The organism is uncultured Marinobacter sp., from assembly GCF_947259545.1.
Lineage (GTDB): Bacteria > Pseudomonadota > Gammaproteobacteria > Pseudomonadales > Oleiphilaceae > Marinobacter.
In genome coordinates, this window is the sequence record NZ_CAMYMK010000002.1 from 867,232 (window position 1) to 882,382 (window position 15,151).

Genomic DNA, 15,151 nt, shown 5'->3' on the forward strand with positions numbered 1-15,151 from the left:
GTGCTGTATTGCCTTCGAGTGCTTTGGTGCATCCAGCCAGTTTTATACAGTGGAGTAATCCTCCGAATACAGGAAAGGTGAAATGACCGACATCAGCATCACTAGATTAAATGCTTCCCAGAGTGACTTTGACAGTGCACTGGCCAAACTCCTGGCCTGGGACGACAGCGTGGATCATCAGGTGAATGAGTCGGTGCGTCATATCCTGCATGAAGTGAAAACCCGCGGTGACCAGGCAGTTCTCGAGTTTACCGAGAAGTTTGATCGCCTGAAGGTTGGCAGTGTTTCCGAACTGGAAATGGATCAGAGCCGACTGCAAAAGGCGTTGGGCGCCATTCCGGAAGACCAGCGTGTGGCCCTGGAAAAGGCTGCCGAGCGGGTTCGCAGTTATCACGAGCACCAGAACCAGAAGTCTTGGCAGTACCAGGACGAAGACGGCACAGTGCTTGGACAGAAAGTCACGCCGCTGGATCGGGCAGGGCTTTACGTGCCCGGCGGCAAGGCCGCGTATCCGTCTTCCGTGCTGATGAACGCCATTCCTGCCAAGGTTGCCGGTGTGAGCGAAGTGGTCATGGTGGTTCCGACACCGGACGGTGTGGTGAACGATATGGTGCTGGCTTCTGCGGCCATTGCTGGCGTTGATCGTGTATTCACCGTTGGTGGCGCTCAGGCAGTTGCCGCGTTGGCCTACGGCACTGAGACCATTCCTGCCGTCGACAAGATCGTCGGCCCAGGGAACATCTTTGTTGCCACTGCCAAACGCGAAGTCTTTGGCACCGTCGGTATCGATATGATCGCCGGCCCGTCGGAAATTCTCGTCATCTGCGACGGCAAAACCGATCCCGACTGGATTGCCATGGACCTCTTCTCCCAGGCCGAACACGACGAACAGGCCCAGTCCATCCTGATCAGCCCGGATGTGGAATTTCTCGACGCGGTCGAAGCCAGCATCAATAAACTGCTGCCGACCATGGAGCGGGCGGATATCATCCGTACCTCCATGACCGACCGTGCCGCTCTTATCCAGGTCGCCGATCTCAGCGAAGCCGCCAGGGTCTCCAACCGGATTGCCCCGGAACACCTGGAGCTTTCTGTGGAAGACCCCGAGGCACTGGTCGAAGAAATCCGCCACGCCGGCGCCATCTTTATGGGCCGCTACACAGCCGAAGCTCTCGGCGACTACTGTGCCGGCCCGAACCACGTATTGCCGACCAGCGCCACGGCGCGGTTCTCATCGCCGCTAGGGGTTTATGACTTCCAGAAGCGCTCGTCCATCATCGGTTTCAGTGCCGAGGGGGCTGATCGCATGGGGCGCGTGGCGTCAGTCTTGGCCCGAGGCGAGGGTTTGACTGCTCATGCGCGGTCGGCGGAATATCGGATTAAGGGTGAGAAATGAGTAAGTTCTGGAGCCCGTTGGTCAACGATCTGGTGCCATATGTACCGGGCGAACAGCCGAAGATGGCGAATCTGGTGAAATTGAACACCAACGAAAACCCCTTTGGCCCGTCACCGAAAGTCATCGAAGCCATCCAGGCCGAACTGAACGACAGCCTCCGCCTCTACCCGGACCCGGAAGGCGAAAGCTTGCGCCAGACCATCGCCGGCTATCACAACGTCAAGCCCGAACAAGTCTTCCTCGGCAACGGCTCCGACGAAGTCCTGGCCCATATTTTCTATGGCCTGTTCCAGCACGGCGAACCCGTATTGTTCCCGGACATCACTTACAGTTTCTACCCGGTGTACTGCGGCCTCTACAACATCGAAGGCAAAACCATCCCGCTGACCGACGCCTTCGAAATCAACCCGGCGGACTACAAACAGCCTAACGGCGGCGTGATCTTCCCGAACCCCAACGCCCCGACCGGTCGTTACCTGGGGCTTGAGCACGTGGAAGAAATCCTGCAGGCCAACCCCGACCGGGTAGTGGTGGTCGACGAAGCCTACATCGACTTCGGCGGTGAAAGCGCGATTGCATTGGTCGATAAGTATCCGAACCTGCTGGTCAGCCAGACGCTGTCGAAAGCCCGCTCACTGGCCGGTTTGCGCGTTGGCTTTGCAGTAGGGCACCCGGATCTGATTGAAGCCCTCAACCGCGTCAAAAACAGCTTCAACAGCTACCCTCTGGATCGTCTGGCCCTCGCTGGCGCAAAAGCCGCCTACGAAGACGAAGCCTGGTTCCAGAAATGCTGCGACGGTGTGATTTCCGAGCGTGAGCGAGTGACCAAAGCGCTGGAAGATCTGAGTTTCGAGGTGCTGCCGTCAAAAGCCAACTTCATCTTCGCCCGTCACAAAACTGAGGCCGGTGAAGCCTTGGCGAAAGGCCTCAGAGAGCAGGGCATCATAGTCCGGCACTTTAACAAACCCAGAATCAGTGACTTTCTCAGAATCACCATTGGAACGCCAGAGCAGAATGATGCGCTGATTGCTGGCCTCAAGTCTTTGTAGCCTTCTGTTTTGGTGGTAAAGCGGGGCGGCCAGGGCCTTCCGGGAAACGCTACAAGCACCCGCAAGCGGGTCCGGCCAGCAATCGCAGATTGCTGGCGCTCAGCGGCACATGAAGCTGCGCTTCATAAACGTTTGCTTCGCCCATGTGCGCTTGATCTCCGGCCATCCATGGCCTCCGACATTCCCGGAAGGCCCTGGCCGCCCCGCTTCTCAAACTAAGGTGATATCGCTAACAGGAGTTTGGTTATGGCCGATAGAAACGAGATTCTCAACACAATCGAACAATGGCTCCAGCCCGAAAACTTTCAGGACTACTGCCCGAACGGCCTCCAGGTTGAAGGCAAAGACGACGTCAACACCATCGTCACCGGCGTCACCGCCTCGAAAGCCCTCATCGACGCCGCCATCCAGGTCAAGGCCGACATGATCCTCGTTCACCATGGTTACTTCTGGAAAGGCGAGGACCAGCGCATCCAGGGCATGAAACGCCAACGTATAAAACAGCTCCTCGACCATGACATCAGCCTCGTCGCCTACCACCTGCCACTGGACGACCACCCCGAATATGGCAACAACCGCCAATTGGCCGATGTATTGGGCATCGAAAACCCCCGTCCCCTGGGTGGCCTGGTCTGGGAAGGCGAGTTACCGCAAGCCCTCAGCCCCGAACAGTTCGGCCAACAAATCGCCGAAAAACTCCATCGCGAACCGCTGTGGGTCGGCGAGGGCAAACCAGAGATCAAAAGGGTAGGGTGGTGCACCGGCGCAGCGCAGGGCTTTATCAACATCGCCCTCGAAGCGGGCCTGGATGCCTACATCAGTGGCGAAATCTCCGAACCGACCACCCATACTGCCCGGGAATGTGGGATTCACTACTATGCAGCCGGGCACCACGCCACGGAACGCTACGGGGTGAAGGCGCTCGGTAAGGCGTTGGAGAAGGAATTTGGTGTGAATCACCGGTTTATCGATTGCGATAATCCAGTTTAAAAAGGCGCAAGCAAGGCGCGCCGAAAGTCCGGGTGGCTGGTTGAGTGCACCTTTCCAAAACTGTGCGGAGCCATGGATGGCGGAGCCCAAGCGCCACATGGATGTGCTTGAGCGTGTTTTGGGAAGGTGCACTCAACCAGCCACTTCACCCAGGACTTAAACCCGGGCGGCACCAAACTATCAGGCTATCAGGCCTTAGAGGTTGAAGGCTTGTTGCCCTTCTTAAGGCCAAAGTCCTCAGCCAGCGTGCCCTTCTCCTCAGGTCCGGACTTCGGGGCATAATCCCGGGGCGGCTCCACGCCGTCCTCGCGAACATCCTCCAGACGAGCACGAGCCGTCTCCCGCTCCAGCTCATCCATCCATTCTTCATCATTACACAGCCGGTTCGCACCCCGTGCCATGTGCAGATTTACATCGCGATACGCATCATTGAAACGGCGCAGCAAATGAGCAGACTCCATAAAGTGCTCATTCACCTGGGCCTGGTAGCGGGTGTATTCGCTACGCAGCTCCTCAATCTGTTGCTCGACACGGCGCTGACGCAGATTAGTAGTCTGCCCGGAGCGGCTGACCAGTACGCCGATGACAATGCCAACAACCAAAGCGGCAATCGCTGCCAGAATCAGGTTCGTCATAAAATGTGTCGTCCTTTTGCGTTTTAAGAGCTCGGCCCTTTGAGGGCAGTATAACGTCCCGAGAGGCCCGCGCCCATCCACAAAGCTTGAGCCAATCGTCGTATTGCGTCGTCAAAGCGCGTGCTGGCTGCAGAGCCGGGTGCCTGCTGGCAGTGCCAACGTGGCGAAAAATCCCAAAATCGGCCACAATACGCCGCCGTAAATGAACGACCACTCTTCGGGAACAGGCTTAATGACCGACCAAATGACCCCCTGGCAACGCTACCAGCAGGATCTCGAGCGCCCGGACTTTCTCCGTGATCCGGCACAGGAAGATGCCGTTCAGCGTTTGCAGTCACTGTACGATAAACTCGTGGAAGCCGAAAGCGAACGCCAGAAAGGTTTTGCAAAACTCCGCAGAAAACTGAAAAAGGGCAAGGAAGAGCCGGTCAAGGGCCTGTATTTCTGGGGTGGGGTTGGTCGTGGCAAGACCTACCTGATGGACACCTTCTACGAATCGTTGCCGTTCGATCGCAAAATGCGTGTGCATTTTCACCGTTTCATGCAGCGGGTTCACAACGAACTCAAATCCCTGAAGGGGGAGAAAAACCCGCTGGACCTGGTGTCGAAAAAATTTGCTGACGAAACCCGGGTGATCTGCTTCGACGAATTTTTTGTTTCCGACATCGGTGACGCCATGATCCTGGCGACTCTGATGGACGGCCTGTTCAGCCGTGGTGTGACCCTGGTGTGCACTTCCAATATCGTTCCTGACGGCCTCTATAAGGATGGTCTGCAGCGCGCCCGTTTCCTGCCGGCCATTGATCTTGTTAAAAAACACACCGAAGTGGTGAATGTCGACGGCGGCGTGGACTATCGCCTGCGCACGCTTGAACAGGCGGAGCTCTACCACTTTCCGCTGGACGACGAAGCCGACGTCAGCCTTCGCAAAAGTTACGATGCCCTGGCGGTCGAGGCGGCGAAGCACAGTAAATCCATGGAAATCAACGGCCGCAAGATCCCCGCTATCGCCCACGCCGATGACGTGGTCTGGTTCGACTTCAAGGACGTGTGCGACGGCCCCCGCAGCCAGAACGACTACATCGAACTGGCGCGGCAGTTCCACGCCATCATCATCAGCAACGTGCCGGTGCTGGGTGGCGAGAAGGACGACCAGGCCCGTCGCTTCATTAACATGATCGACGAGTTTTACGACCGGAACGTCAAAGTCATCATCTCGGCGGCAGCGGCTATCACCGACTTGTACGCCGGTGGGCGACTGGGCTTCGAGTTTGAGCGGACCGAATCACGGTTGCTGGAGATGCAATCCAGGGAGTACCTGGAAGCGGCGCACAAACCGTAATCCGACAAAGCTACCAAACAACCAACAGAGAGATTCAGCTATGAGCACAGATAATGTAGTCATCGTGAGCGGTGTCCGTACCCCCATGGGCGGTTTCCAGGGCAGTCTCGCCGACGTCAGCGCCCCGGAACTGGGCGCGATCACCATCGCCGAAGCCGTTAAGCGCGCTGGCCTGCAGCCTGCGGATGTGCAGGAAGTGGTCATGGGCAATGTACTGCCCGCCGGCCTCAAGCAGGGCCCCGCTCGTCAGGCCATGCGCAAGGCCGGTCTGCCGGATCACACTGGTGCCACCACCATCAACAAACTGTGCGGCTCCGGTATGAAGGCCGCCATGTTCGCCCACGACATCATCAAGGCAGGCAGCAACGACATCCTGGTTGCCGGTGGTATGGAGAGCATGTCCAACGCGCCCTATGTTCTCCAGGGTGTCCGCAAAGGCTATCGCATGGGGCCGGGACAGGCGCCGCAGGATCACATGTTCCTCGACGGCCTGGAAGATGCCGAGACTGGCCGGCTGATGGGCGCCTTCGCCCAGGAAATGGCAGACAAGAAAGGCTACACCCGTGAAGAAATGGATGAATACGCCATCACCTCCCTTACCCGGGCCAAGAAAGCCATCGACGAGGGACTGTTGAAGGACGAAATCATTCCGGTGACGGTCAAGACCCGCAAAGGCGAAGTGGTTGTGGAAGACGATGAGCAGCCGCACAACGCCAACATCGATAAGATCCCGAGTCTGCGCCCAGCGTTTGCCAAAGACGGTACCGTCACTGCCGCCAACGCTTCCTCTATCTCCGATGGCGCGTCCGCGCTGGTTCTGATGCGTGAGTCCGAAGCCGAGAAGCGTGGCCTGAAACCACTGGCCCGTATCGTTGGCCACAGCACCCAGTCACAGCATCCGTCCGAATTCACCTGTGCGCCGGTAGGAGCGATCGAAACCTTGTTCGCCAAGACTGGCTGGAGCAAGGACGATGTGGATCTGTTCGAGATCAACGAAGCCTTCGCGATGGTTGCGATGATGCCGATTCGCGAGCTCGGCCTGGATCCGGAGAAGGTGAACATCCACGGCGGTGCCTGTGCCCAGGGGCATCCTGTCGGCTCCACCGGCTCCCGTCTGCTGGTCACACTGATGTACGCACTGCAGCGTTATGGCAAGAAGAAAGGCGTTGCAGCCCTGTGTATCGGTGGTGGTGAAGCGACTGCCATGGCGATCGAATTGCTGTAGCAATCTGGTTGATTGCTGTCCTTTCAATAAATCTGCGTAGCAGAGTAGGTCGGATTAACGAAACGTAATCCGACCTACGCCTGATTCAATTCTTCATTTTTCTTCCGCTTTTAGTGCATCCAAGTCTGCCTCCGTTCCGTACCGCCTTGGTGGTTGTATCTGATTTTGTTGTCTATAGTGTTTTGGTGCGAAGGAGCCGGGCGAGAAAGGCTGTTAAGTCAAAATCATACTTTTGACTGATCAAAGCGCCTCAAGGCGTTAGCTATAGTGCCACCATCACGAGCACTGTGCGTGAAGCCTCCAACATAGTAGAAACCAATAATCAGAGCAGCGACTCAGAACAACAATGGAGTAGCCTTCCAATGACAAGAAAAACACAACAATGGCATCAGTGGGTCAAATTGCCGCTGGCCGTGGCAGTTGCAGCCGGTATGTCCGGTCAGGCAGCCGCCTATTCTTTCAACGTGGGGGATGTTGAAGCTCAGTTCAACACCACGCTTTCCTACGGCGCAACCGTCCGGACCGAGGAACGCGATCGACGTCTTATCGCACAAGGTAACCTGGGCCCTGAGTTTGCGCCTGGCGGATCGATGGCGAACATCGGTGCCTCTACCAATAACTACGACGACGGCAACCTTAACTTTGAGAAGGGGGATGTGGTCTCTCACGTAGCCAAGGGCCGGAGTGAACTGTTCCTGAACTACAACGTGATGGGCGACTACCTCGACCGTGTAGGTGCATTAGTCCGTGGGCGTTACTACTATGACTTCGAACTCAAAGACGGCGACCGTGCGGTTGATGACGTTGGCCAGCAACGCGAGTTGAACGATGAAGCCAAAGATAATGCGTCGGGCGGTGAACTTCTGGACGCCTACGTGTTCTCTGACTGGTATCTCGGTAACGTGCCACTCAGCCTTCGCTATGGTCGGCAGGTTCTGAGCTGGGGTGAGAGTACCTTTATTCAGGGCGGTATCAACGTTATCAACCCGATTGATGTGCCTGCTTTTCGCGCACCGGGCTCTGAGCTGAAAGATGCGTTGCTGCCGGTCGAAATGTTCTACATGTCAGCGGGTGTCACCGAAAACATCACCGTGGAAACCTTTGTCCAGGCTGATTGGGAGCCGGTTCGCCCTGACGATTGCGGCACCTTCTTCTCCACCAATGACTTCGCGCCGGATGGATGTGGACCGGTACTTCTGGCTGGTCAGTTGCCGGACTCCCAGGCACTTGCCCAGGGATTCATCGCTCCGCGTCTGGGCGATCAGGAAGCGGACTCAAAAGACCAGTTTGGTGTTGCGATGCGCTGGTATGTGCCGGCCCTGAACGATTCCGAACTTGGCTTTTACTACATCAAGTACAACAGCCGTCTTCCCTATGTCAGTGGCCTGGTGAATAACCCCGCGTCGCCGGAAGGTACCCAGACAAACGATCCGAGCAAACCGGCCGCGACATTCCCGAGCTACTTCATCGAGTATCCGGAAAACATCAACCTCTACGGTATCAGCATCAACACCACCATTCCGGGTGGTTACTCTCTGGGGGCGGAATACAGCTTCCGTGATAACGTCCCCCTTCAGTGGAACGCGTTTGAGCTGATTCTGGGTGGCCTGCAGGCCCGCACCGACGCCGATGGCAATCAGACACCGCTCAGTCTGCTGGAGCGTCAGCGTCTGGAAGAGTCTGGTGGTGCGAACCTTGCTGGCACTGAGGTTAAGGGTTATGACCGTTTCAAGGTCTCGCAAACGCAGTTCACTCTGATCAAGTTCTTTGATCAGGTGATGGGGGCCAGCCGGATGTCGTTTATTACGGAATTTGGCGCAACCTATATCCATGATCTCCCGGATTACGATGAGGCACGGTATGGGCGTTCCGGTACGTTCGGTGTGGGTCAAATTCCTCTGTCCTCCCTGGGCGGTGCGGATATTTGTGCCGGCGGCGCAAACCTGAACACCAACTACTGTAATAATGAAGGGTTCACAACCGATTTCTCATGGGGTTACCGCGCCCGTCTGGTCTGGGATTACAACAACGTCTTTGCGGGTATCAACCTCTCACCACAGCTAGCCTGGAGCCATGATGTGCAGGGTTACAGCCCTCAGCCAGGTGGCGCTTTTAACGAAGGTAGTAAAGCAATTGGTCTGTCCGTTCAGGGGGTCTATCAGAACAAGATCACCGGTAACATCGGCTACACGAATTTCTTCGGCGGTAAACCGTACAACGAGTTAACCGACCGTGATTTTGTCAGCGCGAGTGTTTCTTACTCCTTCTGAACAGACACGAATATGTTTGACGAGGTAATTTAAATGAAACTGAACAAAAAATTACTGGCCTCCGGTGTACTGGCAGCAACCCTGTTTGCTGGCAACGCGGTCGGCGCAGTATCCGCTGAAGAGGCTGCCAAACTGGGCAAGAGCCTGACCCCCATCGGTGCCGAAAAAGCCGGCAATGGAGATGAGATCCCTGCCTGGGACGGCGGTCTCAAGCAGGCCCCCGCAGCCTACAATGATGATGGCATCTACGTTAACCCGTTCCCGGATGACGAGGTGCTGTTTACCATTGATCAAAGTAATGTGGATCAGTACGCAGAAAATCTGTCCGCAGGGCAGATAGCGATGATCAAGCGGTACGATGATTATAAGATGCCGGTCTACAAAACGCGTCGTACGGCGACCTATCCGCAGTCGATAATGGATGAGACTGTCGAGAACGCTACCAGCGCGCAGTTGATCAAGGACGGCAACGGAATCGGGAATTATCAGAATGCTACGCCATTCCCGATTCCCCAGAATGGTGTTGAAGTGATCTGGAACCATATCACCCGTTATCGCGGCGGTTCTGTCGCACGTAACGTGGGGCAGGTCACGCCGACCACAGACGGTGCGTTCAGTGTGGTCAAATTCCAGGATGAGTTTACCTGGCGTACCAGCTTAGAGGATTTCGAGCCGGGCAAAGATCCCAACGTCCTCTTCTACTTCAAGCAGGTTATTACCGCGCCAGCGCGCCTGGCGGGTAACGTTCTGCTGGTCCATGAAACCCTGGATCAGGTGAAAGAAGCCCGTCGCGCCTGGGTATATAACGCCGGCCAACGTCGCGTACGTCGAGCGCCTCAGGTTGCCTACGACGGGCCGGGTACGGCGGCCGACGGTATGCGTACCACCGACAACTTCGATATGTATAACGGTGCACCCGATCGTTATAACTGGGAGCTGGTCGGCAAAAAGGAAATGTACATCCCCTACAATTCCTACAAGCTGGTCGACCGTAGCCTGGATTACGATCAGCTGATCAAGGCCGGACACATCAATCAGGACTATACCCGTTATGAACTCCACCGTGTGTGGCATGTTCGTGCGACACTGAAAGAAGGTGATCGCCACATCTATGCACAGCGGGATTTTTACTTTGATGAAGATACGTGGCAGGCCAGTGTGATCGATCATTACGACGGTCGTGGCGAGCTATGGCGTGTGGCTGAAGCTCATGCCATGCAGTTCTACGATCACCAGGTTCCCTGGTATGCCATTGAGGTGCTGTACGATCTGCTGTCCGGTCGCTATCTGGCACTCGGTCTGACCAACGAGGAAAACGATCCCTACGATTTCGGAGTGGAGCGTAGTTCTCGGGAATACACGCCCGCGGCTTTGCGTCGCTCAGGCGTACGATAACGCATCGTCGATATCGTGAATAAAAGGCGGGCTTTCGGGCCCGCTTTTTTTATGGGTGTTTATTGCGCTTGTAAATGTGTTGAATTCTCGCCACTTTATTGACCATAGCGACGTCAAAGTTTTGCAGCCTGGGCCACATTTGGTTTAACCTCTCCCTCATACTAAAGGCGTGCCCGGTGATGGCACCCAGATAAACTGTGCAAACATTGCATATTCCGGAAGCTTGGCGGTGCAATTCGTGGTTGCCCGTGAGCCGGACTTGAGCGGGGCGAAGTGTGAAACCATTTGATGATGGCAGTGCCGCCAACGATGAGTTCCAGTCAGTTTCCAGTGGAACTCATCGGGGCGAGCTCGTCAGAGACCTGTTGCGGCAACGGGTACGGATTCCGTCCTTACCCTCCGATGGCCTCAAGCGGCCATGGCTGACAGGACGAATCCGGGAGGCTCTGGGGCCCGGAAGCGTCCTCTATCTGGAGGCACCGTGTGGATACGGAAAGTCTCACGCGTTGTTGTCCGCGCTCCATGAATCCGAGCGCCCGCTGGAGACCATCAAATGGATATCTTTCTCCGCACAGGATAACGACCCCGCCCGCTTGATGACGTTGCTGGGTATCGCCCTCAATTTCCAGCCTTCCCGGGACGCGACCCTCGCGCATGCCACGGCAAGCCACAGTGAAGCCTTGTCATTACTGCTGGCGCAGGATTATTGGCAAAGGCCGGAACGCAAAGCCGTGCTGGTGCTGGACAACCTGACATCGGTCAGTCACCCCGTGGTGATCGAGCTGCTGGAGCAGTTGATTGCCGAACTACCAAAAGGGTTGTCTCTGGCCCTGGTTTCCCGCAAACCCCTGCCATTTGAGACCCACAAGTCGGAACTGGAAGGTCGGTTCACCCGCCTGGGGCCTGAATCCTTGGAGCTAAGCCGACAGGAAACGTTCGAGTTCTATTCCGCAGCGTTGGACAGTAGCCAGTTGACCATGGTGGCTGTTGACCATCTGTATTCCCTGACCGAGGGGTGGATTACCCCTCTGGCTCTGTATCAGCGGGAATTGTCTGCCCTGGCCGAATCGCGGTTACCGATTCAGGAGACGATCAGTGTTGAACGTTTCCTGCGGGACTCCGTGCTGTCACGGTTGACGCACCCACAGCAACGGGCCTTGCGGATCATGGCCGAGATGGACGTGATTTCCGACGATCTGTTCAGCTGCCTGGTGGATCAGTCCTGCGATACCGGTTTCAGGCCTTCCGCGGCGGCAGAAGCTGGCGTACCGCTGAGACCGCTTCCCGGCCGAGGCCGTTGGTTCCGCCTTAACCCGCTATTACACGAGTGGCTGCGAAGTTCTGTCCTGGATGGCGCCGTTGATCGTGCGCTGGCTGCCAGCCGTTGGTTTTGCCAGCATCACCAGTTACCTGAAGCGCTGCGTTATGCCTTGCTGTCGGGCAATGCCGAAGAGGCTGTGAGAATCGCATCCGAAGGTTCCGAGGCCCTGTTGATTGGTCAGGATACGGCATCGCTTCTGCGGCTACGTCGATCTTTACCACCAGGCTTGTTGGAGCAGAGTGCCCGGTTGTGCCTGGTCTACAGTTGGGTGCATGCCATTGGTGGTCAGTTTTCTCAGGCCAGGGCGCTTCTCAATGATCTCCCCGATGACGAGCGCGAGTCCCTGGCCGGGCGAATCAGTGCCCTTAGAGCGTTTATCCTGAGGGGAGAGGGATACGTTGAGGAAGCCCTGGAGGTGGCCGATCAGGCGCTCGCAGCCAAAGAATTGTCCTACCAGGGGCGGTTGGTCACCCAGATGGTCCGCGCCAGTGCGTTTTGTGCAGCCGGGCGATTCGCGGACGCGCGGGATGCCAATCGAGCGGCGGCCCGACTGGCCCGCGAAGCGGGAGATTCCGGTTCGGAGCTCCTGGCCGTCTATACCCACGCGCGAATTGAGCTCGGGAAAGGAGCGCTGAAGCACGCAGAACAATTGTTGCGGACTGGGCTTGATACCGCCATGAACGAAACATCCCAGTCGACCCGGGTAGGCGAATCCCGGCTGCAGCTCAATCTGGTTCTGGTGTTATGGCACCAGGGCCGGGAGGCTGAGGCAGATCGCCTTCTGGTGACCTGTGGCCGTCATGCCGAGCAAGCGCGGGATCTGGGGCTGTTACTGGCTATGGCCCTGCGTGTGTTGATCTGTCGCACTCAGGGGCGGCTGGAAGACGCGTTCGTCTGGATTGGTCGTGCCGAGCGCACCATGCACGCCTGGCAGGTGGACGAGTCCGTTTTTGTGCCGGTATTGGAAGCCCTGAAGGCAAGCTGCTGGTTGACCTCGGGGAATATCGAAAGCGCCACCCACGCCCTGGAACGCCTGCAGCCATACCGGGAGACGGGTTGTGTGCCCGAGTTGATTCCAATGATGCCCGGTTTGCTGGACCTGCTTCAGGTCAGAATTGAACTGGCGCGGGGGGATGATGTTAAGGCCGCGGACACGCTTCGTCGTCTTCGCCTGAAAAACAGTGAGATGATCCCGTTCGCCGTTGAACTGCACCTGAGGCTGGTGGAAAGCGTGCTGGCCTTCCGGGAGAAGGGCGTGTCGGCAGCCCAGAAACTGCTGACCCAGGTGGTCAACCTCGCCGCGCAGGAGCATTTCATCAGCCCGTTCGCGGAGCTACGGCTGGAAATGAGTGAGCTGATGGAAAAGGCATACCCCCATTTGCCGGAAGGGGACTTTACCCGGTCGATCGGTCAGCTGTTTGGTCTGTCGGTCGCCAAGGTTAATGCCGCGCCACTGGCGGAGCCTATCAGTGAGCGGGAGCAGGGGGTATTGGAATTGATTGCCCAGGGGCTGTCCAACCAGGAAATAGCGGACCAGTTGCATATTTCCCTGCATACCGTGAAAACCCACGCTCGCCGTATTAACGCCAAGTTGGAGGTGCGCTCCCGTACCCAGGCGATTGTCCGGGCACGGGAGCTAGGGTTACTGTGACACCAGTTGTCGGGTTAGGCTTCGCTAACCCGACCTACTTCTTCGTCGGGTTCTGGGGTGGGGGCCTTCAGAGCCTCGATACGAGCGTCCTTCTCAGTCCAGATTTCACTGATCCAGCTCTGGAAATCCACGCGGGTTTCCCGGCTTCCTTCGTAGTCCATGCCCAGGAAGCGCTCAGGAATTTCACGAACCCGAATATCGATGATGATCCTGCGGGTGCGACCGCAGAGGAAGTCCCAGAATCCGGAGCGGCCGTTGGGGTAAACAATACTCACATCGAGCATGGTATGGAGCATTTCCCCCATGGCACCAAGCACAAAGGCTGTACCGCCCGCCCGGGGCTTCAGCAGGTGTTTGTAAGGGGATTTCTGTGACGTGTGCTTGGCCGGGGTCAGGCGGGTGCCTTCCATGAAATTGAAGATCGTCACCGGCGTGTAGCGGAATTTCTCGCAGGCCGCCTGGGTGGCAGCAACATCCTTGCCTTTCAGCTCCGGCCGCTTGGCAATCTGTTCCTTGGTGTGGCGATGCATGAACGGAAAGTCCAGTGCCCACCAGGCGACGCCCAGCAGTGGTACCCAGATGAGTTCTTTCTTGAGGAAAAACTTCAGCAGCGGAATGCGACTGTTCAGCACGTACTGAATGGCTGGAATGTCCGCCCAGCTCTGGTGATTGCAGGTCACAAAATACCAATGTTCGCGGCTGAGGTTCTCCACACCCCTGACATCCCACTCAATGTGGTGGAGCAGGTCCAGGAAACGGTTGTTGAAGCCAATCCAGATGTACGCAATGTTGTTAAGCGCGACAGTACATCCCTTGCGAATCGTTGTGGCCGGAATGATCAGCTTTATCAGTGCAACCAGCATCAATACCGGAAACAGAATCAGGGTATTGAGCAATATCAGCAGGGCCGCCAGGGTTCCCTTGAGCGGCGCAGGCAAAAAATCGAGCATTAGCGGATGTCCCCGGAATCTTCATCGTCTCCGGCATTGGGCAGGAGAGCATTTTCTTTGCTGGCAGAGGCCAGGTGTTGCAGTGATCCGGTGTTGGCACCATAGAAGGCGGCCCGGAATTCTTTATCGAAATAAGCAAGGTTGTTGTGCCGGATCATGCTGCGGATCTCTTTTACATAATCCTCACCCCGTTCTGAATAGCTAATCAGGCCTGCCGCTAGCGCGCTCCCGGAAGCCATCTTGTCGTCCTTGCGAATGGCCCGCCGTACATCGCGCAGTTCCTGATAGGCCGGGTGGCTGTTCAGGTTCTGAATGTAGGCCCGGATGGAGCGGTAGGGTGAGGAGAACCTCGCAACTTCGTGAGTAGCGCCTTCGACCCGTGCCTGTGGCACCAGGCCGCAGCCTTTGGAGAAACACCACTGACCGAACAGATTATTCCCTCGGGTGGCGAAGCGTGACTGGCCCCATGCCGACTCATTGGCGGCCTGGGCCAGCACGAGGGAAGGAGAAATGACATCCAGACGCTTGCGCAACTGCTCGAACATAGCGGGGCTGCCGGCTTCTTCTTCAACGCGAAGTCGTTCTGCCTGGTTACTGAGCCAGGTGCGCTCGGATTTGCTCAGTTCCTCTTTCCGTGACAGGGCTTCCAGGTAGTCCCGCTCAATCAAGATCCGGGAATTGGCCAGAGCAATCCGTGGATAAAGGAAAGAAAAGAACGCGGCTTTACGTTCTGTGGTGTCGCGATAGTTGCTGAAGTCCGGCAGTTTATTATCGGCCCAGGCCGGAAGCGGCGGAAGGGATGACAGCGCCAGGTCGTCATCGAACGACCCTTTATCCGGTGTGTGAAGACTGCCCCAGAGTCCAAAAATCACCAACGGGAAAACCAGCAGAAACGCCCGGATACCTGTAGACATAAAACCTCTCGTT

At 56.8% G+C, this 15,151-nt stretch carries 11 protein-coding genes; 8 read left to right on the forward strand and 3 right to left on the reverse strand.

The genetic code is table 11. From position 1 onward, the window contains the following. Positions 1-82 precede the first annotated feature (82 nt). The 3 genes from hisD to Q0Y21_RS04175 all read left to right on the forward strand — a co-directional run bounded on the left by hisD (position 83) and on the right by Q0Y21_RS04175 (position 3,435). The gene (gene hisD, locus Q0Y21_RS04165) at positions 83-1,396 is read left to right on the forward strand and encodes a histidinol dehydrogenase (protein WP_297791841.1); all 1,314 of its coding nucleotides are present in this window, start codon (positions 83-85) and stop codon (positions 1,394-1,396) included. Continuing rightward, a complete protein-coding gene (gene hisC / locus Q0Y21_RS04170) occupies positions 1,393-2,445 on the forward strand; it encodes a histidinol-phosphate transaminase (protein ID WP_297791843.1) in 1,053 nt (350 codons plus the stop codon). The genes hisD and hisC overlap by 4 nt, the downstream gene beginning before the upstream one ends. A gap of 246 nt (positions 2,446-2,691) precedes the next feature. Continuing rightward, a complete protein-coding gene (locus Q0Y21_RS04175; RefSeq protein ID WP_297791845.1) occupies positions 2,692-3,435 on the forward strand; it encodes a Nif3-like dinuclear metal center hexameric protein in 744 nt (247 codons plus the stop codon). A gap of 188 nt (positions 3,436-3,623) precedes the next feature. On the opposite strand, the gene Q0Y21_RS04180 is transcribed toward Q0Y21_RS04175, so the two are convergent. Next, positions 3,624-4,070 (reverse strand): DUF1043 family protein, encoded by a 447-nt coding sequence (locus tag Q0Y21_RS04180; protein WP_297791847.1) that lies wholly within the window; start codon positions 4,068-4,070, stop codon positions 3,624-3,626. A gap of 244 nt (positions 4,071-4,314) precedes the next feature. Here Q0Y21_RS04180 and zapE point away from each other — a divergent pair, with 244 nt between their 5' ends. From zapE to Q0Y21_RS04205, 5 genes are all read left to right on the forward strand, one after another. After that, positions 4,315-5,412, forward strand: a complete 1,098-nt coding sequence (gene zapE, locus Q0Y21_RS04185) for a cell division protein ZapE (RefSeq protein WP_297792503.1) — start codon at positions 4,315-4,317, stop codon at positions 5,410-5,412. Between the two features lie 40 nt (positions 5,413-5,452). Continuing rightward, positions 5,453-6,637, forward strand: a complete 1,185-nt coding sequence (locus Q0Y21_RS04190; protein ID WP_297791849.1) for a thiolase family protein — start codon at positions 5,453-5,455, stop codon at positions 6,635-6,637. A gap of 362 nt (positions 6,638-6,999) precedes the next feature. Beyond that, positions 7,000-8,907, forward strand: a complete 1,908-nt coding sequence (locus Q0Y21_RS04195) for a DUF1302 domain-containing protein (RefSeq protein WP_297791851.1) — start codon at positions 7,000-7,002, stop codon at positions 8,905-8,907. 33 nt (positions 8,908-8,940) lie between these two features. After that, positions 8,941-10,302: a DUF1329 domain-containing protein gene (locus Q0Y21_RS04200; RefSeq protein WP_297791852.1), complete on the forward strand. Its 1,362-nt coding sequence runs from the start codon at positions 8,941-8,943 to the stop codon at positions 10,300-10,302. A gap of 275 nt (positions 10,303-10,577) precedes the next feature. After that, on the forward strand, positions 10,578-13,274 hold the full coding sequence (locus Q0Y21_RS04205) for a LuxR C-terminal-related transcriptional regulator (protein WP_297791854.1): 2,697 nt from the start codon (positions 10,578-10,580) through the stop codon (positions 13,272-13,274). 14 nt (positions 13,275-13,288) lie between these two features. On the opposite strand, the gene Q0Y21_RS04210 is transcribed toward Q0Y21_RS04205, so the two are convergent. Both Q0Y21_RS04210 and Q0Y21_RS04215 read right to left on the reverse strand, forming a co-directional pair. Then, positions 13,289-14,224: an acyltransferase gene (locus tag Q0Y21_RS04210; protein ID WP_297791856.1), complete on the reverse strand. Its 936-nt coding sequence runs from the start codon at positions 14,222-14,224 to the stop codon at positions 13,289-13,291. Continuing rightward, a complete protein-coding gene (locus Q0Y21_RS04215; RefSeq protein ID WP_297791858.1) occupies positions 14,224-15,138 on the reverse strand; it encodes a glucosaminidase domain-containing protein in 915 nt (304 codons plus the stop codon). The genes Q0Y21_RS04210 and Q0Y21_RS04215 overlap by 1 nt, the downstream gene beginning before the upstream one ends. Positions 15,139-15,151 lie beyond the last annotated feature (13 nt).